The sequence below is a fragment of the Neomicrococcus lactis genome, from assembly GCF_014200305.1.
GTDB classification, from domain to species: domain Bacteria; phylum Actinomycetota; class Actinomycetes; order Actinomycetales; family Micrococcaceae; genus Neomicrococcus; species Neomicrococcus lactis.
The window spans coordinates 423,033-446,214 of record NZ_JACHBL010000001.1 but is presented as its reverse complement, the minus strand read 5'-3'; the positions used below and the strand labels follow the sequence as shown (position 1 = coordinate 446,214).

General features: G+C 58.7%; 21 protein-coding genes. 8 read left to right on the top strand and 13 right to left on the bottom strand.

Features of this window, described 5'->3' with window-relative positions; all coding sequences use genetic code 11:
* Positions 1-9 precede the first annotated feature (9 nt).
* Positions 10-804 (bottom strand): IclR family transcriptional regulator, encoded by a 795-nt coding sequence (locus tag BKA12_RS02100; protein ID WP_183640318.1) that lies wholly within the window; start codon positions 802-804, stop codon positions 10-12.
* An 86-nt stretch (positions 805-890) separates the two neighbouring features.
* Here BKA12_RS02100 and BKA12_RS02095 point away from each other — a divergent pair, with 86 nt between their 5' ends.
* The 4 genes from BKA12_RS02095 to BKA12_RS02080 are packed head-to-tail and all read left to right on the top strand — an operon-like array spanning position 891 to position 5,091.
* The gene (locus BKA12_RS02095) at positions 891-1,961 is read left to right on the top strand and encodes a 2-dehydro-3-deoxygalactonokinase (RefSeq protein ID WP_183640317.1); all 1,071 of its coding nucleotides are present in this window, start codon (positions 891-893) and stop codon (positions 1,959-1,961) included.
* Positions 1,958-2,572: a 2-dehydro-3-deoxy-6-phosphogalactonate aldolase gene (locus BKA12_RS02090; RefSeq protein WP_183640316.1), complete on the top strand. Its 615-nt coding sequence runs from the start codon at positions 1,958-1,960 to the stop codon at positions 2,570-2,572. The genes BKA12_RS02095 and BKA12_RS02090 overlap by 4 nt, the downstream gene beginning before the upstream one ends.
* Positions 2,573-2,620: 48 nt before the next feature.
* Positions 2,621-3,769, top strand: a complete 1,149-nt coding sequence (gene dgoD / locus BKA12_RS02085; protein WP_183640315.1) for a galactonate dehydratase — start codon at positions 2,621-2,623, stop codon at positions 3,767-3,769.
* A gap of 5 nt (positions 3,770-3,774) precedes the next feature.
* Entirely contained in the window at positions 3,775-5,091 is a 1,317-nt protein-coding gene (locus BKA12_RS02080) for an MFS transporter (RefSeq protein ID WP_183640313.1), read from the top strand.
* A gap of 208 nt (positions 5,092-5,299) precedes the next feature.
* Here BKA12_RS02080 and BKA12_RS02075 read toward each other — a convergent pair whose 3' ends face one another.
* The 4 genes from BKA12_RS02075 to BKA12_RS02060 all read right to left on the bottom strand — a co-directional run bounded on the left by BKA12_RS02075 (position 5,300) and on the right by BKA12_RS02060 (position 12,340).
* Positions 5,300-5,707 (bottom strand): DUF6804 family protein, encoded by a 408-nt coding sequence (locus BKA12_RS02075; RefSeq protein ID WP_183640312.1) that lies wholly within the window; start codon positions 5,705-5,707, stop codon positions 5,300-5,302.
* Positions 5,708-6,066: 359 nt separating this feature from the next.
* Positions 6,067-8,772, bottom strand: coding sequence for an aconitate hydratase AcnA (acnA, locus tag BKA12_RS02070; RefSeq protein ID WP_183640310.1), 2,706 nt, complete (start codon positions 8,770-8,772; stop codon positions 6,067-6,069).
* Between the two features lie 171 nt (positions 8,773-8,943).
* On the bottom strand, positions 8,944-10,305 hold the full coding sequence (locus BKA12_RS02065; RefSeq protein ID WP_183640308.1) for a class I SAM-dependent RNA methyltransferase: 1,362 nt from the start codon (positions 10,303-10,305) through the stop codon (positions 8,944-8,946).
* Complete coding sequence (locus BKA12_RS02060) at positions 10,295-12,340, bottom strand: amino acid permease (RefSeq protein ID WP_183640307.1); 2,046 nt, start codon at positions 12,338-12,340, stop codon at positions 10,295-10,297. Before BKA12_RS02060 ends, BKA12_RS02065 begins: the two co-directional genes overlap by 11 nt.
* A 98-nt stretch (positions 12,341-12,438) precedes the next feature.
* On the opposite strand from BKA12_RS02060, the gene BKA12_RS02055 reads away from it, so the two are divergent.
* Both BKA12_RS02055 and BKA12_RS02050 read left to right on the top strand, forming a co-directional pair.
* Positions 12,439-13,122, top strand: coding sequence for a potassium channel family protein (locus BKA12_RS02055; RefSeq protein WP_183640306.1), 684 nt, complete (start codon positions 12,439-12,441; stop codon positions 13,120-13,122).
* The gene (locus BKA12_RS02050) at positions 13,119-13,784 is read left to right on the top strand and encodes an FAD-dependent oxidoreductase (protein ID WP_183640304.1); all 666 of its coding nucleotides are present in this window, start codon (positions 13,119-13,121) and stop codon (positions 13,782-13,784) included. Before BKA12_RS02055 ends, BKA12_RS02050 begins: the two co-directional genes overlap by 4 nt.
* Before the next feature lie 40 nt (positions 13,785-13,824).
* On the opposite strand, the gene BKA12_RS02045 is transcribed toward BKA12_RS02050, so the two are convergent.
* Genes BKA12_RS02045 through dut form a run of 4 tightly spaced genes read right to left on the bottom strand, consistent with a single transcriptional unit; the run spans position 13,825 to position 16,103 of the window.
* On the bottom strand, positions 13,825-14,529 hold the full coding sequence (locus BKA12_RS02045; protein ID WP_183640302.1) for a DUF3159 domain-containing protein: 705 nt from the start codon (positions 14,527-14,529) through the stop codon (positions 13,825-13,827).
* A 3-nt stretch (positions 14,530-14,532) separates the two neighbouring features.
* Positions 14,533-14,868: a hypothetical protein gene (locus BKA12_RS02040; protein WP_183640301.1), complete on the bottom strand. Its 336-nt coding sequence runs from the start codon at positions 14,866-14,868 to the stop codon at positions 14,533-14,535.
* Between the two features lie 19 nt (positions 14,869-14,887).
* Entirely contained in the window at positions 14,888-15,616 is a 729-nt protein-coding gene (locus BKA12_RS02035; protein ID WP_183640299.1) for a DUF3710 domain-containing protein, read from the bottom strand.
* A 16-nt stretch (positions 15,617-15,632) separates the two neighbouring features.
* Entirely contained in the window at positions 15,633-16,103 is a 471-nt protein-coding gene (gene dut, locus BKA12_RS02030) for a dUTP diphosphatase (protein WP_183640297.1), read from the bottom strand.
* Between the two features lie 157 nt (positions 16,104-16,260).
* On the opposite strand from dut, the gene BKA12_RS02025 reads away from it, so the two are divergent.
* A complete protein-coding gene (locus BKA12_RS02025; protein WP_183640295.1) occupies positions 16,261-16,764 on the top strand; it encodes a DUF3093 domain-containing protein in 504 nt (167 codons plus the stop codon).
* A gap of 114 nt (positions 16,765-16,878) precedes the next feature.
* On the opposite strand, the gene BKA12_RS02020 is transcribed toward BKA12_RS02025, so the two are convergent.
* Complete coding sequence (locus tag BKA12_RS02020) at positions 16,879-17,178, bottom strand: DUF4193 domain-containing protein (RefSeq protein ID WP_183640294.1); 300 nt, start codon at positions 17,176-17,178, stop codon at positions 16,879-16,881.
* 251 nt (positions 17,179-17,429) lie between these two features.
* On the opposite strand from BKA12_RS02020, the gene sepH reads away from it, so the two are divergent.
* Positions 17,430-18,593 (top strand): septation protein SepH, encoded by a 1,164-nt coding sequence (gene sepH / locus BKA12_RS02015; RefSeq protein ID WP_183640292.1) that lies wholly within the window; start codon positions 17,430-17,432, stop codon positions 18,591-18,593.
* Between the two features lie 51 nt (positions 18,594-18,644).
* Here sepH and BKA12_RS02010 read toward each other — a convergent pair whose 3' ends face one another.
* Genes BKA12_RS02010 through BKA12_RS02000 form a run of 3 tightly spaced genes read right to left on the bottom strand, consistent with a single transcriptional unit; the run spans position 18,645 to position 23,173 of the window.
* Entirely contained in the window at positions 18,645-19,850 is a 1,206-nt protein-coding gene (locus tag BKA12_RS02010; RefSeq protein ID WP_183640290.1) for an alkaline phosphatase family protein, read from the bottom strand.
* A 3-nt stretch (positions 19,851-19,853) separates the two neighbouring features.
* Entirely contained in the window at positions 19,854-20,474 is a 621-nt protein-coding gene (locus BKA12_RS02005) for a DUF5998 family protein (RefSeq protein WP_183640289.1), read from the bottom strand.
* Between the two features lie 26 nt (positions 20,475-20,500).
* Positions 20,501-23,173 carry a bifunctional acetate--CoA ligase family protein/GNAT family N-acetyltransferase gene (locus BKA12_RS02000; RefSeq protein WP_183640288.1) on the bottom strand — a complete coding sequence of 891 codons (2,673 nt, stop codon included), beginning with the start codon at positions 23,171-23,173 and terminating at the stop codon, positions 20,501-20,503.
* Between the last annotated feature and the right edge of the window lie 9 nt (positions 23,174-23,182).

The window sequence follows — 23,182 nt, the reverse complement described above, 5'->3', positions numbered from 1 at the left end:
CTGGAATTCTTATCCCGCGTAGCCCAACGATTGGGAGATCTGCAGTGCAGCTTTCTGCATGACGGGAACTAGCGCCCGCATGCGTTGCATCGGCATGAAAGGCCGTGTCGCTGAGACACTAACGGCTGCCAGCACACCACCGCTGGCGTCTCGTATTGGCGCCGCAACGCAGCGAATGCCCGGCTCATTTTCCTCCAGATCCATCGAGGCACCGGCTTTTGCGTAGTCTCGCATGCGATTCAAGAAGTCTTGTGAGCCAGCGTCCTCCGAACCAACCTCAGCTTGGTGTTCAGTCTCAAACAATCGCTGCCAGTCATTCTTTCGGTCAATAATGAGCGCTTTGCCGATGCCAGTAGTCGTCAACGGCATACGGTGACCAATCCGAGAACGCATTTCGGCACCGCGTAGGCCAGGAATCTTGTCAAGGTAAAGAACCTGACCAGTCTCTTCTATCGCCAAGTGCACGGTGTCCTGGACTTTTGCCGCCAATTCCTCAATTACTGGTCTAGCAACTACGGGGAGCGGGTTTTGATGCAGGGCTTGAAAGCCGTACTCGATCAATGTGGGGCCGAGTGAGTAGTTGCGTCCATTTGCGACTCTGAGATATCCGTACAGCTCTAGCAATTGCACCAGTCTGTGCGCAGTGCTTCGACCAAGCCCCGTTGCTTCAGCAACCGCCCGTAAGTCGTCGGCGCCTTGAGCGACCGCCCTGAGCACGTCGAGACCGCGGGCGAGCGTCTGGGTTCCTGGAGGTTGACGAGGATCAAGGTGTACATCATTGGCACCTGAATTCTTGGCGGACATGAACTCATATTATCGACTGTTCTCATGTATCCCTATATGTGGGACGTGATTCGACAATATGGGACGGTGATTCCATACTTTTCCATGTGACCTACTTCTCAACCACAACGCTGGAACCTCAAGTAGAGTCCCGAGCAAATCCTCCTCAGCTCATCGCTTTGGATTGGGGAACGTCGTCGTTCCGCGCCTACCTGCTCGGCTCTGAGGGCCAAGTGTTAGAAACCCGCAGTGGCGGACGCGGCGTCCTTGCCGTCACCACTGACGTTCTAAATCAAAAGGATCGGACCGTGGCGTTCGTCCGCGAGCTCGAGACAATGTGCGGTGACTGGCTACAGGACAACCCTGGTTTGCCCATGATTGCTTGCGGCATGGTGGGCAGCAATCAAGGCTGGACCGAGGTTGACTACCGGACGATCCCTTCGAATCTGCTGGAGAGCTCCGCAAGCCTCACCTCCGTCTCCACCCCTTACGGTCCACTGTGGATCATTCCTGGGTTGCTCAAGGAGGGACAGCCTGGCTCCATCGTGGACTTACCAGACGTCATGCGCGGGGAGGAAACCCAGCTTCTAGGTGCACTGCCGCAAGCGGATGCCGGCGACGACCCGTACATCGTGGTCCTGCCCGGAACTCACACTAAATGGGTGCGGCTATCCGGCAGCGTCGTCACGGATTTCGGCACCTCCATGACGGGCGAGCTGTACGACCTATTGGTGCGGCATAGCATTCTGGGTCGCCTTGCCGAAACACCGGAGCAACCAAATGAGGCGGCATTCCTGCGTGGTCTGGACGTCGCGTTCGGTACTCAGGAACCACGCGCTTCGCCTGGGGGTGAAGGCATTCTGGCAACCCTCTTCTCAGCGCGAACACTGGTCATGACCGGAAACCTCGATGCATTAGAAGTCCATGACTACATTTCCGGACTGCTGATCGGCGCTGAAATTGTCAACTTCAGTCGGCGCTGGATGAACGACGGAAACGAAGGCGTTCAAGGGCCTACGCCCGTCAGCATTTGCGCGAACACGGCCCTTACCCGCCGGTACGGCGTAGCCCTGAACCATGCCGGAATTACTCCGTCATTTGCCCACCGGAACGCTGCAGCACGCGGTCTTTGGCTTGCAGCTTTGGCCACCGGACTCACCACAAAGGAAAACATATGAGTACATCGCCCACTGGCTTGATCGCAATCTTGCGAGGCATAACCCCTGAAGAGTCAGAACCGATCGGAGAAGCTCTTTACGGCGCTGGATTCCGCTCCATCGAGGTCCCCTTGAATTCACCGGAACCTTTCGACTCCATTCGACGCATGCGCAATTTCCTTCCTGCCGACTGCGCAGTCGGCGCAGGAACGGTATTGACCTTGGACGACGTAGTTCGATCGCAACAAGCCGGATCAGACATCATCGTCTCCCCCAACGCGAATACTGACGTCATCCGTGCCACTGTGGCAGCCGGGATGCGAAGCTACCCAGGCGTCGCAACAGCGACCGAGGCCTTCAGTGCCATCGAAGCCGGGGCAACAAGCCTCAAGATCTTCCCTTCCGACGTTGTCGGCGTAGCCGGCATGAAAGCTTGGCTCGCAGTGATCCCAGCCAACGTGGAAATACTTCCGGTGGGTGGCATCGACAGTGCCAATCTTGGCACCTGGGCATCTGCAGGTGCCTCAGGAGCTGGCATTGGATCAACCCTTTACAAGCCCGGACGCAGCGTCAAAGACGTCACAGAACGCGCCAAAGAACTCATTGCTGCATGGCAAGTCGCCACCAGCTGATCTGAACTGTCCTCTGCTTCAGTGCTGAGGCAATTACAAGGAGAAACCATGAAGATTACGTCATTGACGACGTACGAAGTTCCCCCTCGCTGGCTCTTTCTCAAGATCGAAACCGACGAAGGTATCACCGGTTGGGGCGAGCCGGTGATCGAAGGCCGTGCGGCAACGGTGGCCGCAGCCGTCGAAGAACTATCGGATTACCTCATTGGTCAAGATCCAAGGAACATCGAAGACCTTTGGACCGTCATGTATCGCGCTGGCTTTTACCGTGGTGGCCCAATCACCATGAGTGCCATCGCTGGTATCGATCAGGCTCTGTGGGATATCAAGGGCAAAGCCTTGAACGTGCCAGTGCACGAACTACTAGGTGGCAGAGTTCGCGACAGCATCCGTGTGTACTCCTGGATCGGTGGCGACCGTCCGTCTGAGACCGCAGCGGCAGCGAAAGATGCCGTTGAGCGAGGCTTCAGCGCCGTCAAAATGAACGGCACTGAGGAATTGCAGTACGTCGATTCATGGGACAAGGTGGAGCGCTGCTTGGCTAACGTCCAAGCGGTTCGCGACGCTGTAGGTCCCAATATTGGCATCGGCGTAGATTTCCATGGCCGCGTCCACAAGCCAATGGCCAAGGTTCTCATTAAAGAACTGGAACCCTACAAGTTGATGTTCATCGAGGAACCCGTGCTTTCCGAGCACGCAAGCTCCTTGCTCGATGTCATGCGAAATACGCCGACGCCAATCGCTCTTGGCGAGCGGCTGTACTCGCGATGGGACTTCAAAGACTTCATTGCCAGCGGCGCCGTTGATATCATCCAGCCCGACCCGTCGCACTGCGGTGGAATCACCGAAGCACGCAAGATCGCCCATATGGCAGAGGCCTACGACGTCGCACTGGCTCTCCACTGCCCGCTTGGTCCGATTGCCCTCGCAAGCTGCCTCCAGATTGACGCCGGATGCTACAACGCCTTCATTCAGGAACAGAGCTTGGGCATTCACTACAACGAGTCCAACGACCTACTGGACTACATTCAGGACCCATCCGTGTTTTCTTACGAGTCCGGCATGGTCAAAATCCCGAACGGTCCCGGACTGGGCATTGAAGTCAACGAAGACTACGTCAAAGAACGAGCTGCAACGGGCCACCGCTGGCGCAACCCAGTATGGCGCCACGCTGACGGCTCCTTCGCGGAATGGTGAGAAAAATGACCACTGTAAATCAGAGCATCAAGCCAGCACAGACGGCTGCTCCAAAAGCTTCTAAAGCACGCGTACTCATTGCGGTGATGCTCTTCGTCACCGTGGTTATCAACTATATGGACCGCGCCAACCTATCCATCGCGGTCCCGTCCATCACTCAGGAATTCAGCCTCAGTCCCGCCGAGCAAGGGCTCTTGCTTTCGGCCTTCGGCTGGACCTATGCGGCCCTACAGTTGCCGGGCGGCTGGCTAGTTGACCGAGTCCGCCCTCAAGTGCTGTATGCGTCTTGCCTCATTCTGTGGTCCTTGGCGACCGTTTTCATGGGCATGGCTGGCGGCTTTGTGGCATTGATTGTGTTGCGCTTGCTGGTCGGTGGCTTCGAAGCTCCCGCCTACCCCATTAATAACAAGGTTGCCACCTCGTGGTTCCCTGAACGCGAACGAGCGACAGCCATCGCCTTCTACACTTCGGGACAGTTCATTGGTCTTGCCTTGCTCACTCCTGTGCTCTCATGGCTTCAGACCGTCCTGAGCTGGCACTGGGTTTTCATCGTCACCGGAGCAGTCGGCATCCTATGGGGCATCTTCTGGTACTTCACCTACCGCGCACCGAAACAAATGAAGCTCGCCAACGAGGCTGAGATTGAATTGATTCGAAACGGCGGTGGTCTTGTAGACCTGGAGAATACCTCCACGGAGAAGCGCAAGTTCTCTTGGTCTGACGCCCGTACCGTGCTTTCAAAGCGCAAGCTCTGGGGCATTTATCTGGGCCAGTTCTGCTTGACGTCCACTCTTTGGTTCTTCCTGACCTGGTTCCCCACCTACTTGGTGAGCTATCGCGGGATGGACTACATCAAGTCCGGTTTCCTCGCCTCACTACCGTTTATCGCAGCGTTGATCGGTGTCTTGATCAGCGGCCTGGTCTCTGACTGGATGGTCCGACGCGGCAAGAGCCTCGGTGTGGCTCGGAAGTCACCAATTATCATCGGGTTGCTTCTCTCCACCGCAATGATCGGTGCAAACTTTACGGACAACACCGCTTTGGTCATCATGTTCATGTCCATCGCGTTCTTCGGCAACGGCTTGGCGTCGATCACGTGGTCCTTGGTATCTGCCTTGGCACCTCAGCGTTTGATCGGCCTCACGGGTGGAATGTTCAACTTCATCGGTAACCTCTCCTCGATTGCCACGCCCATCGCAATAGGGCTTCTGGTTTCGAAGACGAGCTTTGCTCCAGCCTTCGTCTACATGACGGTAATTACCATTCTGGGCGTACTCTCCTACGTGCTTCTCGTGGGCAAGGTGGAGCGCGTCACCGAGTAGCAATGCCTACCTGAAGGAACGGCAGTTCGCATTACTTCCGACCGGGAATATCAAGTTAAACGTTTTGGCCGCCCATGTACAGAGGTACGTGGGCGGCCAAAATGCTCTCTACCGCAAGTTAATTAAGCGACTCCCAATAAACAACGGGACCTACAAATCTCGGACCATATCTGGCTCCTTCAAGTGCAAGGACGAAAGACGAGGTCATTCATGAAGTTTGCTCAGCAGGTCTAGTAGCTACGAACTTAAATCCTGAGAAGCAGAAGAGAACCATCACAATAAAATCAATTGGAGCCCAGAATTCACGCGTTGCATATACGGGACTGATGGGATTGAACAGTATCGCGACGAAGATGAACAACGCCATCCAGATCGGTCGATTCAGTCTACTTGCGATCACGCTGGTCCATATTGCCATTGCCGTGATTACCCATCTCAAAAGAGCGTAGAAATCGTTCGGCGCTCCTATCCATGCAATCAGCATGAATGTTCCACCGATAGCAGCCGGAATCGCGGCCGGATGGACTGTCCTGAGCGGAACGCCCGTTAGATCCTTCTCAATGAATCCTGGCGCTGGTGGCAACTGCTCCGCTGAGCCATGGGGTGAATTTCTCATTTAGCCTCTATCAAGTCTTAGGTCGCCCGAGCTTCTTTTAGAGAGAAACGTTAGTCCCGCAGATGACTTTTGAATACTGGAAATCACTATGCGTTGCCCGCACGTAATAGGTGTCCGATGATCGCGCATGGATTTCTCTGTCCCGAAATTTCCCCAGCCACACGCAGTCGACCAAGCTTGATCCAAATCGGCTATTAGGACACCGCCGCATTGACCTAGTCTTCACTAATCGCCTTGCCAGAGTGAGTGAAATTCACCGACATCTAAACAAGCACAGCAAACGCCGAAAGGGCGAAACCCCTCAACAGGAGTTTCGCCCTTTCTTCTTCGATCAGATGATCGCTAGCTAGCTCTTAGAACTAGGCAGCGGAGATCTGGCGAAGGACGTACTGCAAGATGCCACCGTTACGGTAGTAGTCAGCTTCACCCGGGGTGTCGATGCGGACTACGGCGTCGAAGGACTTCTCCGAGCCGTCTTCAGCAACCGCGGTGACCTTGACGGTCTTGGGGGTGGTTCCGTTGTTGAGCTCGGTGACGCCAGAAACCGCGAAGGTCTCCGTGCCGGTCAAGCCCAAGGTCTCTGCAGATTCGCCTTCTGGGAACTGCAGCGGGAGAACGCCCATGCCGATCAGGTTGGAGCGGTGGATACGCTCGTAGCTACGTGCAATAACGGCCTTGACGCCCAAGAGCGCGGTGCCCTTAGCAGCCCAGTCGCGGGACGAACCCGTGCCGTATTCCAGACCAGCCAAGACAACCAGCGGGGTGCCAGCAGCCTGGTAGTTCTGAGCAGCGTCGTAAACGTAAGCCTGCGGAGCGCCTTCCTGAGTGAAGTCGCGAGTGAAGCCACCTTCTACACCGTCAAGAAGCTCGTTCTTGATACGGATGTTGGCGAATGTACCGCGGATCATGACTTCATGGTTACCACGGCGGGAGCCGTAGGAGTTGAAGTCCTTGCGGTCAACACCGTTCTCCAAGAGGTACTTACCAGCCGGGGTGTCCGACTTGAAGGAGCCTGCTGGGGAGATGTGGTCCGTGGTGACGGAATCGCCGAGCTTGAGCAGAACGCGTGCACCGGAGATGTCCTGAACTGGATCCGGCTGAGCCTTCATGCCCTCGAAGTAAGGAGGCTTACGAACGTAGGTGGACTTTTCGTCCCACTCGAAGGTGTTGCCTGCTGGGGTGTTCAAAGACTTCCAGCGGTCGTCGCCTTCGAAGACGCCCTCGTAGCCCTTCGTGAACATCGCTTTGTCGATCGAGGAATCGATGACCTGCTGAACCTCGGTTGGGTTCGGCCAGATGTCCTTCAAGAAGATGTCTTCGCCAGCTTCGTTCTTGCCCAAAGCGTCGTTCTCGAAATCGAAGTCCATCGAACCTGCGAGAGCGTAAGCAATAACGAGAGGAGGAGAAGCCAAGTAGTTCATCTTGACGTCAGGGTTGATACGACCCTCGAAGTTACGGTTACCGGAAAGGACAGCCGTCACGGAGAGATCGTTAGCCTGAACAGCTTCGGAGATCTCGGTCTCGAGTGGGCCGGAGTTACCGATGCAGGTAGCGCAGCCGTAGCCAACGATGTAGAAGCCGAGCTCTTCGAGGAACGGCGTGAGGCCGGACTTCTCGTAGTAGTCGGTAACAACCTTGGAGCCTGGTGCAATCGAGGTCTTGACCCATGGCTTGGTCTTCAGACCGGCCTTGACGGCGTTGCGTGCCAACAATGCTGCGGCAAGCATGACCGATGGGTTGGACGTGTTGGTGCAAGAGGTGATCGATGCGATCGACACTGCGCCGTGGTCCAGCTCGAACTGACGGCCGTCAGCCATGGAGACAGGGATCTGCTTGGACGGACGGCCCATAGCAGCGGTGTCTTCATCGCTACCGGTGTAGTTGTGGATGTCCTTGCGGAACTGTTCCTTTGCGTCGGTGAGCTCGATGCGGTCCTGAGGACGCTTCGGGCCAGCGATGGAAGGAACCACCGTGGAGAGATCCAATTCGAGCTTCTCGGAGAAGTCGAGTTCACGCGAGGAATCGTGCCAGAGGCCCTGTTCCTTGGCGTAAGCCTCAACAAGTGCCAAGTTCTCATCGGAACGGCCGGTGAGGCGCAAGTAGTCGATGGTGACATCGTCGATCGGGAACATGGCAGCGGTAGAGCCGAATTCTGGGCTCATGTTGCCGATGGTGGCACGGTTTGCGAGTGGAACTTCAGCCACACCTTCGCCGTAGAACTCCACGAACTTGCCAACCACGCCGTGCTTACGAAGCATTTCGGTGATGGTCAAAACAACGTCAGTTGCCGTAGCGCCAGCCGGAATGGATCCGGTGAGCTTGAAGCCAACAACGCGTGGGATCAGCATGGAAACTGGCTGGCCAAGCATGGCTGCCTCGGCTTCGATGCCGCCAACGCCCCAGCCCAATACGCCAAGGCCGTTGACCATGGTGGTGTGGGAGTCGGTACCAACGCAGGTGTCTGGGTAAGCGCGGAGCTTGCCGTTGACCTCGCGGGTCATGACCGTGCGTGCCAAGTACTCGATGTTGACCTGGTGCACGATGCCGGTTCCCGGAGGAACAACCTTGAAGTCATCGAATGCGGTCTGGCCCCAGCGAAGGAACTGGTAACGCTCGCCGTTGCGCTCGTATTCGATTTCCATGTTGCGCTCGAGAGCGCCGGAGTTACCGAAAACGTCGATCTGAACAGAGTGGTCAATCACCATTTCGGCCGGAGCCAATGGGTTGACGCGCGTTGGATCGCCGCCCAAATCCTTGACTGCTTCACGCATGGTTGCCAAGTCAACGATGCAAGGCACACCCGTGAAGTCCTGCATGATCACGCGTGCTGGCGTGAACTGAATTTCAACGCTTGGTTCCGCGCTAGCATCCCAGTTCGCAAGAGCGTTGATGTGATCTGCCGTGATGTTGGCACCGTCTTCGGTGCGCAACAAGTTTTCCAAAAGCACCTTGAGGCTGTACGGAAGGCGGTCGATACCTTCAACTGCGTTCAGCCGGAAAATTTCATATTCTTTGCCATTGACGTCTAGCACGCCCTTGGCGCCGAAGCTGTCCACATTGCTCATTGGGACTCCTCTCGCCGGTTCTAATACTTTGTGCACGAGGGTCAATATTCCAGTTAGACAATCCTCATTCGAATACGAAAAGAAATTGTGCTCTAAATGGATGACTTCTCCTGCGGCCGAGCTACCTGCAGTCTACCCCCAAAATTGTCAACAATCCGCGTTCATTGCGCACTAAGCCTCATTCTTTGCGAGTAGGCCCACAACTTCCATGTGATGCGTGTGAGGGTACAAATCGAATACTCGCGCCTTGCGTAATTCATAACCGTGAGCGGCGAAATAGGAGACGTCGCGCGCAAAACTCGCGGGATCACAGCTCACATAGGCAACGCGGCTCGCTCGAGTGTCCGCAATTGCCGCCACAGATTCCTTGCCGGCACCGGTCCGCGGTGGATCGAGGACGACGGCGTCGAGGCTTCCGCCGCGCATCGCATGTGTCAACGCACGCTCTACACGCCCGCGCGTCACGATCACTTGGGGATCATTCGCGAAGTTGTGTGCCGCGTCTGCGCTCGTGCCTGGTGCGCCTTCCATCGACAACACGTGCCCGGTCAGCCCCACTCGATCTGCGAGCGCCGCCGTAAACAATCCGGCTCCCGCGTAGAGGTCTGCCACGCTATCGCCTTGCTGAGGGTCCGCATACTCAAGCATCGCCTCGGTGAGGGCACGCGGCGCGCCGCGGTGAATCTGCCAGAAGCCTTCACCCGTGACTTGCAGTTCACGCTCACCGGCCAGCTCGGTGACGTCTGAGCGGCCCCTCAGCGTGTGCAGCGATCCGCGGCCGTCACCGGCACTACCTCGGGTCTGCTGAATGACGACGACGCCGCTGGCTTGCGTGATAGCGCTACCTTGCGGCAGTTTCGGGTTCTTGTTGCTCGAGCGCGGGATGAGCACCACGAGCGGTGCTTGCCCGCTAGAAGGTGCCGCTACCTCGACGCGCTCGTAGCCGCGGAAGTTGGTCTCCCACAACTTGAGGTCGTTGATGGCTTGTGCCGCGAGCGGCATCTCGCCGACCGTGACGAGCTCGTTGGAGTGGAACGGGTGCATAGCGAGCTGACCATCAGAGGTGACGGAGAAGGACACGCGTGAACGCCACCCAAGGCCATCGTCTGCAAGGTTGGAAGCGTCGTCATTCCAGCCAGCCACAGGTACAGCCTCGACGGCGTCGAAGCCCACAGCGTCAGCATCTAGGCCGCCGAGGCGAGAGAGCTGTTCACGGAAGACTTCGCCTTTGAGCGCCCGCTGACGCGCCAAGGAAATGTGGCCGAACTCGGCGCCGCCGATAGGCAGCGTTTCGCGCTGTTCGGCTTTGAGTGCATCCGCCTGTTCCCAGAAGTGCGGGACACGATCTGGTGAGGCGTCGAGCACCTTCACCACGGAGGCGTTCCAGAATCGCTTCTTTTCGTCGCCGCGATCCACGCGAGCGATCACGCGCTCCCCCGGGATGCCGTGACGAACAAAGATCACTCGCCCATCGTGGCGTGCCACGCAGTGTCCGCCGTGGGCTACACGGTCAAGGGTGAGTTCAAGATCCATGGGATTCCTTCGTTGTTTCTGCCGAGCCCTGCGAGACGATATTTTCGGCACTGTCTTCAGCTGCGGCGTCGTACTGGGCAATCAGCTCGCGCGAGGACTGGAGCTGCCACGGAACGGAAGCCACCACCACACCGGGCTCAAAGTGGAGGCGGGTTTTGATGCGGAGCGCCGTCTGGTTGTGAACCAGTTGCTCCCACCAGTGGCCCACCACGTATTCGGGGATATAGACCACCACGAGGTCTCGAGGGTACCGCGCACGGATGGAGCGGATGTAATCGGTGATCGGCGCGGTGGTTTCTCGATACGGCGAGGCCAGCACGCGGATCGGGACCGGAAGCTCCAGGGCATCCCAGGCTTTCAGCGTGCGCTCGGTAGCCTCAGACTCGACATCCACCACGAGCGCTTCAAGGCGGCTTGGACGGGACGCACGAGCGAAGGCCACGGCCCGGAGAACTGGTTTGCGGATGGATGAGACCAGGATGAGCGCATGCACGCGCGAAGGCAGCGTGCGCGAGTTCTGAACGTTCTCGATCTTGAGTTCGCGTTCCACTTGCTCGTAGTGCGCATGGATGGAATGCATGATCAGGTACAGGATGCCGATAGCCGCGATGGCAAGCCATGCACCGAGCGTCAGACGCGTCAGCAGGACAATAAAGAGCACCATCGCCGTGATCACCAAGCCCACGAGGTTTAGCACCCGCGAGCGGGCGATGCGAAGGCGGATGTGCTTGTCGGCCGTGTGGCGAGCCTTGCGACCCCAGTGACGCAACATGCCGAGCTGGCTGAGTGTGAAGGATACGAACACGCCCACCACGTACAGCTGGATGAGCGAGGTGAGGTGTGCTTGGAAGACAATCACGAGCAACAACGCGGCGAGGCCCAGGGCAAAAATGCCGTTGCTGTACCCGAGCCGATCGCCGCGGCGACGTAGCTGGCGGGGCAAGTAGCCATCGTGTGCCAGAAGCGATGCGAGGTTCGGGAAGGAACGGAACGCCATGTGGCCGGCCGTGATCAGGACCAGGATGGTCAGCACGCCCAACACATAGAACAGCGGCGACTTGAGTCCGAAGACCGCGTGCGCAAGCTGCCCAAGAACGGGGTCCTGAACGTAGTTCGCCGGGATCTCTCCCCCGTTGAGTCGCAAGTTCTCGTGAGGATCCTCGGCCACTTGGATGTTTGCGGCCCGTGCCAAAAACATTAGCCCGATAGAGAGCACGGCAGCGGTGACGCCCAGGAGCAAGAGAATGATGCCTGCGTTGCGAGCACGCGGCGGCTTGAGCGCTTGAACGTTGGAGATCGGTCCTTCGATGCCCGTCATCGCAGCGGCGCCAGTGGAGAAGGCTCTCAGCACGACGAGTACGCCGAGGAACCCAGTCAACCCGGACTCGAGGTTTGCTTCAGGAACAATCTCAAAGTCCGCCGAGGCGACGTGCGCTAGCGTTCCGGTCGCGGCCCGAATACTGCCCACGATGATGAGGGCCAATAGCGCTGTCACGAAAAGGACTACCGGAAGGGTGGCGAGCAGGCGGTTCTTGGCGCGGCCCCGCAAATTCAGAAGGGTCAGGATGACGACGCCGCAGCCCGCGATGAGGCCTTGGCTTCCGGCGAGCCCGGGGAACATTGCGATGACATAGTGCGCTGCCGAGGACATGGACACCGCCACGGTGAGCACGAAGTCCACCAGGAGGGCGGCTGCCACGATGACTCCGGCTCGCGGACCGATGTTCGTCTTGGCGATTTCGTAGTCACCACCGCCTGATGGGTAGGCCTTGACGGACTCCCGGTAGGACAAAATGATCACGAACATGATGACCGCAACAGCGACCCCCACCCACGGCGCAAGGTGCATCGCGGCGAGTCCAGCGACGGCAAGCGTCAGGATGATTTCGTCCGGGGCGTACGCCACGGAAGAGAGTGGGTTCGCCGACAAAAGCGGCAACGCCAGTCTTTTGGACATGGGCTTATCGGGGATGCGCCGCGTTTTGAACGGCTGACCCACCACGGCTCGTTTGAGAGCATCAAGAAAAGACAGCACGGAACCACGGTAGTCCCTTCTATCCGTGCAAAACTTATTCTGAGCTGAACTTGTGGAAAAATCTCCACAGATCACGCATGCATGAGAGGCTGTGGAAGATGGCGCATTTTGTAATCATGGGTTGTGGACGTGTAGGAGTCACGCTCGCGCACACCCTTGAAGACAGTGGCCATTTCGTGGCCATCATCGATCAAGACGACCGCGCGTTCCGGCGATTGCGCCGCGATTTCTCCGGCCGCAAGGTCACCGGCGTCGGTTTTGACCGGGACACGCTAGAACGCGCCGGCATTGAAGAGGCCTACGCGTTCGCCGCCGTATCGAGTGGCGATAACTCAAACATTCTGGCCACCCGTGTGGCTCGCGAGCAGTATCACGTTGAACACGTTGTCGCTCGAATCTATGACCCAGGACGCGCCGAAATCTACCAGCGCCTGGGAATCCCTACGGTGGCAGCTGTGCGCTGGAGCGCCGATCAAGTCTTGAGACTGATCTTGCCTGACCACGCACGCATTGGTGATTTCCGCGAAGCATCCGGTCGCCTGGTGCTTGGAGAAATAACCGTCCACGAGGATTGGTATGGGCATGCGCTTACCGACATCGAAGAGGCAGCCGGCGTCCGCATTGCCTACGTCACGCGCTTCGGCCAAGGAATTCTCCCCACACCCAAGATGCGGTACCAGCAAGGCGACGTCTTGCACGCGATGATGCCTCTTGCGAAAGAGTCTGAGATTGACCGAGTGGTCTCTAACGCGCCAGCCACCAGTGTTGAGGAAGAACTGTGAAAGTAGTCATTATTGGCGCCGGATCTGTGGGATCCAGCATCGGTCGCGAACTGCTGTCCCACGGGCACCAAGTGCTCATGATCGATCAGAAGCCAGAAGTCGTGGGCCGTTCCGGGCTCAAGGGCGCTCAGTGGCTCTTCGGTGACGCGTGCGAAATTTCCGTCTTGCGCGAGGCACACCTCGAAGACATGGACGTGGCCGTTTCCGCCACTGGTGATGACAAGGTCAACCTCGTGGTGTCGCTTCTGGCCAAGACCGAATTCGGCGTCAAGCGCACCGTAGGTCGCGTCAACAACCCGAAGAATGACTGGATGTTTGATGACTCGTGGGGCGTCGACGTCGCCGTCTCCACGCCACGACTCATGACCGCGCTCGTTGAAGAAGCCGTGGAAGTTGGCGACGTGGTGCGCCTGCTGACCCTGCAGACTGGCGTGTCATCACTCGTGGAATTCACGGTGCCCGAAGACTCACGCCTCATCGGCAAAGCGTTGGGTCGAGTGCCTTGGCCTCAAGACGCAACTGTCGTGGCCATTCTGCGCGACGAGCGCCCGATCACGCCGAGCCCGGATGACCTCATCGAAGCCAATGACGAGATCTTCTTGGTCACGACGATCGAGGCCGAACGTGCGCTGCGCGAGGTGCTGCAGTCCAAGCACGGTTAGCGAGAGCTCCCCAGCTAACCGCCTCCGCGGAGCTCCAGTCCTAGGACTTGGGGTGAATCAAATCGATAGCTTCGTCGTCGTTCTCAGATTCAGGAACCGGACGGGAAATGAGCCACGCAAGCCACAGCGCTACCGCATAGAGCGGAATGCCCATGATCAAGCGAGCCGCCCCTAGGGCTTCAATCATGTTGGCGAAGTACAACGGAACCTGAACGGCCAAGCGTGCCACGAACAGGCCCACCACAATCCAGGTTGCGGCCTTGTAGGAGCGCATCCGCTGGGGGTCTTGACGCCAGTGGGTGCCTTCGCCGCGAATGAATCCCAGCACCACGCCCATGATGGGCCACTTGGCGAGGATGGAAATGATGAGCGCTACCGCGTAGCCGACGTTCGTGAAGAAACCAGGTACGTAGTAATCGCGAGCCTCACCTGTGGTGCGCGCTACCAAAGCACACACCACCACACCAGCCAGACCTGCGACAGCCTGCGTTACCGGCGTCTTTTGCACCAGACGGGCCACGGTGAAAACCGCGGCGATCGCCAAAGAAGCAATGAGCGACGGGTTGAGCTGTTGAGTCACGGTGAAGACCACCAAGAACACCAGCCCGGGAACCAAACTCTCCAGAATGCCGCGCCAACCGCCGACGGTACGCAAGACGTCAACCTGACCGTCCTCGGTGCGATGCACGCCAGCTGACTGAGCGATCTGTTTCGCCAATGATTCCGGGGTGGGGTTTTCGCTCATGTATTACTCGTTGTCCTCAATGGCTGGCAAAATTTCGTAGCTCGGGTTGTAAATGGTGTGAATGTTGTCCACCACTCCCACAGTTCCCCGAAACGCCAACATGGTTCCTGCGTCAATTCCTGGCACCCGTCGCTGGCCAATAAAGACCAGACGAATTCGGGGTACCGTTCCTCGGCGACCGCCCGGAGGGGCCGGCTGAGCCGCCACCAAGACCGCGTATTCGGGCGCCTGGTTCGACGGCAAGATCAGCACCGAGTCAACGTGACCCCGGGCCTCAATGGCGCCGCGGTCAGGCAGCTGCGAAAAATCGTTAATAGTGACGGCTGGAAGCTGTGGCATGTTTCGAGAATCCTCGCGACTAACGAATCTCGGTGATTTCAGGACCGCGTTCTGGAGCGCTGCGAAGCTCAGAAGCATTCGACTGCTCGGCAGCGGCCTCCACAACCTCAGCAGGCATGTTCAGTGGCAACAACTCAGCGGGAGGCATCGGGTTGCTACCGCGAACCACGATGATCTCGGAAATGCAGTCCTCGATCTTCTGGGCGAGCTGCTTGTTGAGCGCGGCTTCTCCGCCGATGACGCCACGGAGGAACCAGCGCGGTCCGTCGATACCGATGAAGCGAGCCACCATGTGGCCCTTCGTGCCGTCTGCTCCGGTAGCCGGAACACGAGCAAGCACTTCTTCGCCGAAGCGTCCATCAACACGATCAACGATGCCACCCTGTTGGGTCACGCTCTCTTCGATCTGCGCGCTGATGCCGTCCCACAAGCCGTCGGATTTCGAGGCAGAGAACGCCTGAAGCTGCACGCTGGACTGCTCGTCCTGCAGGCCCACCGCGATGACGCGCTGAGTCGCTTCTTCCAGTTCCAATCGCAAGTTCACGCCTTCAACTGGCTTCACCAGAAGTGAGCCGAGATCAACGTAATCGTCCGTCTTCGGCCGATCGGCGACGTCGTATGGGCCCGTGGTGGGACCGCTCTTCTTTGTCGGGCGCGCCTCTTCAGCCTCGGCCGACTCAACCGTCTCGGCCTCGATTTCGGTTTCAGGAGCTACCGCTGCGGCTGCGTTCTTCTTGCGACCAAACATCTTTATTTCCTCACTCTTACTGGTTCGCCGCGGAGAATCCGCCCGTTGAACCAAATCCACCGGTACCTCGCACCGAATCTTCCAAAGAATCCACCTGTACAAAAACTGCTTGCTCTACGCGCTGAATGACCAACTGCGCAATGCGGTCCCCGCGTTCAAAGGTCATGGACTCGTGCAAATCCGTGTTGAGCAACGTGACCTTGATTTCACCGCGGTAGCCAGCGTCAACCGTTCCGGGAGCATTCACTACCGTGATGCCGTGCTTGGTGGCCAAGCCCGAGCGCGGGTGAACCAAACCCACGTATCCAAACGGCAGCGCCAGCGCTACGCCAGTCGGCACCAAGACTCGCTCCCCCGGCCCCAACGTCACAGACTCACGCGCACGCAAGTCAGCGCCAGCATCGCCAGGATGGGCGTAGCTCGGCGGCTCGAGGTCTGGGTCCAGCATGACCATCTGGATGCTCAATGGCTCAGGGGCGTTCGTCATAAATCCCTCAGTAGTATCTAGCGTCTGCGAGTCCACTTTAGCGCGGCGTGTGGACCGTCCCTGCCGCTTTCAGTCAACGTTCAGTAAATTGTCTGAGACTTCGCCTGACGGAACTTCTTCGGCACGAGCTCTCAGGCAGGTGCAATATCCTAGAGACATGTCCTCTACTACGCCTTCTGCTTCCGCGCCCGCAACCACCTATACCGAGACACTGTGGCCAGCGTGGTGGATCTGGGCAGTGATCATTGCCGGCGGTGGCGCCTTGGCGCTCGCATTCGCACCCATCTCCGTCTTGTGGAGCTCAGTAGTTGGCGCCGTTTTCATCCTCATCATGACCATTCTGACCGTCATGGCCATCGCGAAGATCGAGGTCACTCCGGAGCGAGTTTCGGTGGGCCGTGCGTCGATTGAGCGCGAATTCATTGGCGAGTTCAGCAGCCACCGCAAGGACGATGCGTTCTTCGAACGCGGCCGCGGCCTCAATGGCACGGCGTTCATGTGCTTCCGCGGCTGGATTGATCCCGTGGTGAAGATGGAAATCACCGACGAGCGCGACGCCACCCCGTACTGGTTGGTGTCCACGCGCCACCCCGAGAAGTTCGTCGCAGCGCTCGAGGCAACCAAGCCCACCGCGCAGCGCGCTGCAGAGCAGACGCTCTAAGAACGGCGTTTCGTTCTCCACAAAGCTATAGATACAAAAGAGGAAGGCCGGGATTTCTCCCGGCCCTCCTTCGTATTCACACCCTACGGCTCACATCGCGTCGCTGTGACGTCTTTAGCCTTCGCAGTCATTGCAGTACATCAAGCCGTCTTTTTCCTTCGCAATTTGCGAGCGGTGACGGACCAAGAAGCACGAAGCACACGTAAATTCGTCTGCCTGAGCAGGAAGAACGCGTACTTGGAGTTCTTCGTTGGACAGGTCGGCGCCAGGCAGTTCGTAACTATCGGCGGTTTCCGCCTCATCCTCGTCTACGACTGCGGACTGCTTATCTGACCGGCGTCCCTTGAGTTCCTCAATGGAATCCTCGTTCAGATCCTCATCTGTTTTCCGCGGTGCATCGTAGTCTGTAGCCATTGCTCCCTCATTCGCTCAAGCACTCCAGCACGTGCAAGAGTCTCTTCGTTGTTACGGCGTCTCATCATCGGCTCAGCACTCCCCGTACTGTGCTCGACGCGAAGATTGTTCATCATGAACGCCGAAAAACCAAATCTGATTCGCCCACGGCGCAATGAATGCATCGCCACACCGCGGAAAAGCTTGGGATAATAGGCCACTTGGTGGCATTGTGAAACCCAAGAAATGTCCGCCGGGGAGGCAAAAACGTTATGACTCAGCTGAGGCTTGTCGGTATTCACGAAGAGGGCAACCAATTGCTCTTGAGTGCTGAAGACGGCACGACCTTCGAGCTACCCATCGATGAAGCACTGCGTGCCGCTATTTCGCGCGCGCATTTCCGTGCTCATCGAGGCGAAGACGAGGCACCTATCCAATTGACGCCACGCGAAATTCAGGGCCGTATTCGCTCCGGAATGTCAGCAGAAGAAGTAGCAGCCGAGTCCGGCCTGCCTCTCGAGCACATTCTCAAGTACGAAGGCCCTGTCCGCGCCGAGCGCGAACACATCGCCCGTCTGGCACAAGCAGTCGAGGTTTCTGCGCCGTCCCACGCTGACTTGTACCGCAGTTCGTTTGGCGACGAGGCAGCGTCTTTGGGCGCCATGGTGAACGTGCGTTTGCGCCAGTTCGGTATTGACGCGAATGACGCGCGCTGGGATGCGTGGCGCTTGGATGATGGCACGTGGGAGGTCAATTGCGACTTCGACACCGCCTCTCTCGAGTCCCGGGTCATTGGCGAGGAGCCGCCAGCACGCTGGATTTTCCATGCCGCACACCGCACGCTGACCAACAAGAACCGTTGGGCTCAGGTCCTGAGCGAGCTGGAGTCCGTGGATTTCCCAAGTCCAGTTCGTCGCTTGAGCGCCGTGCAGGACAACGTCTTTGACGTGGAAGCATCTGAGCAGCCGCAACAGCGTCGCTCGGGTCAGAGCCCGGAAGCTCAGTCTGACCAGGAGGAACTCCTCGAGGTCTTGCGCCAGCGCCGTGGGCAGCGCTTGGGCTCGGATGAAGATGCTGATGACGCACTAGCGTTGATGCTGACCAAGGGCTCCATTCCTGCCGCGCACCCGCGCAATCCTGCGCTCATTGATGAAGATGAGAACAATGATTACGACGACGCCAGCTCGGCTTCCGAGGATCGCGGCCAGGAAGCGTCCACTCCGGCACGTAACGAGCGCCTCGCTCCGGTGACCCGCTTGGATCGTTCCTCACGTTCGTCGAAGGAAACCGCAAAGGACAGCGAGACGCCAGCTGCGTCGTCGTCCTCGCGAGATGACTCCGCTGAAACGCAGGACGAGAATGCGGCGAAACCAAAGCGCCGTCGTTCTTCGGTGCCTAGCTGGGACGAGATCGTCTTCGGCAAAAAGGACCGCTAAGTCCCGAATTTCTCTACCGTAGCCGCGCCCCGCTAAATAGTGGGACCGCGGCTACGGCTTTTTCAAGGTCAGTAGCGGGATGAGCCGCTCGGCGGCCGTCAGGCTACCGTGCTGGCCGATCACGTCGAAGGCATGCGGTGCGACGCGGCGACCGTCATAGAGGGCGATCTGCGCGTGGCAGAGCACGAAAACATCACCGAAGCGGCCCAGTACGCGAGGATCCGGGTTTTCGCCCAGCAGACCGCGCGCGATGACCTCGTGGCGCTCCATGACCACGGCTTGCTTGGTGAAGCGCTCGCGCCAAGCCGTAATAGTTTGCTGGCGCACCTCAGCCGTCGCGTCCTGCTCGAAGTGCAACTGGACGCAACGCGGCTCCCCCGACGTGAGCTCGATGCCCTTAAGCAGCTCGGGGAACTCCGAAAAATCAATCCGCTGGGACGCCGGGATGTCCACCATGCCGTGATCGGCGGTGAGCAATACCAACGTGTTCGCGGGAACGCGCGCGATGAAGCGCTTGAGACCCGAGTCCAGTTCTTCGAGCTGGTAGGTCCACTTATCCGATTCAGAGCCGAACCGGTGCCCGGCTTTATCGATCTCGTCCCAGTAGAAATACACGAGACTCTCGGGAGCCTTGAGCGCTTCGAGAGCCGCCCCGGCACGTGCCGTCAGGGATCCGGCGGCCACAAAGTTTCCGCCCCGAAGTGCAGCGCGAGTCAGCGAGCTCTCTTCAAACTTGCTCTTGCTGACCGTCGTAACGTTGACGACCTCACTGGCGCGTTCGAAGAGCGTGCGGTGGGGCTGCCACTCGTCAGGGATTAGATCATCTGGCCAACCGCTGAGCTGGTTCACGGTGCGGCGTTTAACGGGATCTACGGCGTCATAGCCGGCGAGCCCATGCTGTCCTGGCGGGAGGCCGGTGCCGAAGCTCGCCAGCGAGGTTGCAGTCGTGGACGGGAACGCAGCTTCGAGGGGCCGGTTGGAGTCAATGACGGACTTCAAGAAGGGTGCGTACGCGGCCCGCTTCTTGAGCAAGCGCAGGCCAAGGCCATCAACCAAGATGACGCAGACGCGCCGGGCTTCCGGGAGGCCCAAAGTGTTCTCAACGCCGGGGACGCCCAAGACGGCGACGGCGCTCGAAAGGACATCGGCGATCGTTGGTGTCAGCTTTGGCTCAGTGTGGCCTTCGACAGGAGGAAGCGTGCCGCGGCGTTCTGGACCGAACGCAGCGGGCCAGACGGATTCATGAATGACCGTCACGTGTTATCGCGCCACCGTGGGGGTAACGGCGGAACGCACGGCTGCGACCCGCAAGGCCCGCGCAAATCGGCGTGCCTCTTCAACCTTCGCTGCGCCGTCGGCTTCTACTGACACCCGAAGAACCATGTCTTCCTTCGGAAGCGTACCTTGGTAGCCGTGGTCGGCATCGCACTGCGGATCGCCGCAGGATGCAGGTGCCAAGTCCGCGCGCTGGCTTCCAGACCAGGAAGCCGTGACGGTGAGGTCCATGAGCTGGTCCCCCGTCTTGTAATGCTGCGGCTGGTAGTAGCTGTAGGACAGGATGACAGAGCCCAGTCGTGACAACGGGACGGTCTCCGTGGACACCGTGGCGGACACGTGGGAGCCTTGCTCATCCAACATTTCGTCGTCGACGTGAAGGATGACGAAAGTTTCCTCCGTCAGGATCAAGACCGTGACGTGACGGTGCACCTCGGCGTTATCAATGTGCGTCTCAAGGTGCACCATGTGGGAAACCACGCTGTATCCGGTCAGCACATCTTCTAAAACATCCGCCACCAGTTGCGGGTAGAAGCCTGCCTTCACCAGTGAGGCGTGCAAGTCGCTGTCCACTACCGGGTTGGATTGAGAGTGCCGAGAAGTCATTTATCCAGTCTACGATCTACAGTCGCTTAGCTAAACGAAACTGCACGTCGCGCACTGTCTGTGCGACGTCCCGCGTCGGCCACCCGAATGTCTACGGCGAGCACGCTAATGCTGCGATCGCTCGCCACGAGCGGGTTGATTTCCAAGAGCGCCACTTCAGGGTGGTTGTCCTTCAAAATCGCCACGCGTCGCACAATGTTCTCGAGCTCATCAATATTGACCGGTGGCAGTCCCTGATAACCAAAGAGCTTCCGTGCCGATTGCGGCGAGCGGACAAACTCAGACACATCCGTTGTAGACAACGGCGGGATGCCGTGGGCCCAGTCGTCCAAGAGCAACACAGCGTCTCCCGCGAGGCCGAAGGACACGAGAGGGCCCATGAGAGGGTCCTCGATAGCGCGCAGGATGGTGCCCTGACCAGCGTCCACCATGCGCTGCACTTCGAGGTTCGTGGCGCCATAGGGCTCCATGAGCTCCTTCATGCGCTGGATGCTGTGGCGCAAGGAGCCTTCATCAGCAATATTCAATTGCACGCCACCGAGGTCAAGGCGGTGCCGCAAGTACGGATCCTGGGTCTTGAGGACTACCGGCCACCCGAGCTGGCTTGCGGCGGCTATGCCGTCGTCCTCACTTTCAAACTTGACCGAAGGCACCATCGGAATGCCGTAGCACGCCAACAACTCTGCCGCGGCTTCATCGCTGAGCTGGACAAGTTCGGTGTCATTCGCGCGCTGGGACCACTCATCCACGAGGTCCTCAGCTTTGTTGAGGTTGATGTCGTCTGGTTCCGCGAAGCTTCCAAAATCACGACGACGCCACTCCACATAGTGGACCACTTGCGCGAGCGCGTTGGTGGCGCGGCCTGGGCTTGAGAAGGAGGGCAGGTTTCCGAAGAGTCCGTCCACGGGGATGGTGGGGTCAGTGATTCCGGCGAAAACCGCGATGACGGTCTTTCCGGTCTCTTCGCCGGCCTTCGAAATAACGTCCGCAACAGCGTGCTCCGTGATGCCGGGGCTTGGCAGCAGCGTCACGATGACGGAGTGCACGTCCTCGCGTTCCAGAATCGTGTCCAGATGATGCTTGAGGCGCGGAACGGATCGGGTGAGGCCGTCCGTCATGGTGAGGCCGTGATCATGAACAGGAACGTTGAAGCCCTTGGTCTCCGCGTTGTCAGCAACCACGCGTCCCAGAGCCCTCGAATTGGAGAGCACGCCGAGGCCGTTTCCGGCGGGCAGAGGCTGGGACTCAATAATCTGAGCGACGTCCATCAGTTGTTCGTAGGTGCCCACGCGGATGACGCCGGACTGCTCGAGCATCGCGTCCACCGCGCCGATCGGCGCCTGAGTGGTGCGCACTTCGTGTCCTGGCGGCAAGCGCAGGCCCATGACGTCGCTCTTGGCCACGATGACGGGCTTCTTCTGCGAGAGGCGACGTGCGATGCGGGAGAACTTACGAGGGTTACCGAAGGACTCGAGGTAGAGGCCCACCACTTTGGTGCGCTCGTCATCCTCCCAGTACTGCATCGCGTCGTTACCGGAGAGGTCTGCTCGGTTGCCTGCAGACACAATCGAGGACACGCCCACGCCGGTGCGGCTAGCGGCCGCGTACAGAATCGCGCCGATAGCAGCCGACTGGCTGAAGAGACCGAGTCCGCCTTCGCGCGGCAGACCGGGTGCCATCGATGCATTGAGGCGAACCTTGGGATCCGTGTTGATGATGCCCAAAGAGGCTGGGCCAATGACGCGCATGCCGTTGGCGCGTGCCACGCGCACCAGCTCGCGCTGCACTTCGAGTCCGGAGCCGCCGTCGTCAAAGCCCGCAGTGGCAACCAGCAGACCGCGCACGCCCGCAGCGGCGCAATCTGCGGCAACGCCCAGGATCTGATCGCGAGGAACCGAGACCACTGCGAGGTCCACGGGACCCGGGACTTCGGAAAGTTTGGAGTAGCTGAAGGTACCGGCGAGCTCGAGCGCTTCAGGGTTCACGGCATAGACGGGGCCTTGGAAGCCGCCGTCCACAATGTGTTCCATGAGGGAGTACCCCACGGTCCCCCAGTCGCGACTGGCGCCGATTACGGCAACGCTTCGCGGATTCAACAGGTCAACGAGGCTCTTCGCCTCGGCACGGTGTTCGCGCGATTCCATCACGGCGCGGGACTTCTCCGTGGGGTCAATCGGGAATTCCACCATGACCACGCCGTCATCGAAGTGACGCTTGACGTCAAAGCCGGTCTCGTTGAAAACGGTGATCATCTTCCGGTTCTCAGGAAGGACTTCAGCGGTGAAGCGTTCAATGCCATTTTCGCGAGCGGCCGCGGCCAGGTGCTCAATGAGAATGGAACCCAGACCTTGGCCTTGGAAAGAGTCAGAAATATTGAAAGCGACTTCAGCTTCTTCGGGATCATCGAGACGGTCATAGCGACCCACGCCAATGATGGCGTTCGAGCGCTCAACGATCAGTGCCACTCGGCTTTTGTGATCAACTTCGGTGAATCGCTTAAGCTCTTTATCTGTCAAACGCGCTTTGTAAGTAAAGAAGCGTAGATAGATAGAAGTCTCGGATTGTCCCGCATGCAGAGCCTCAAGTCCCGGGGCGTCTTGGGGTGCAATAGGGCGGATATGTGCCGTTGAACCGTCCTTAAGGACGACGTCAGCTTCCCAATGCGCCGGATATCCGGGGCTTTTCTGTCGATCCACCATATTCTTACC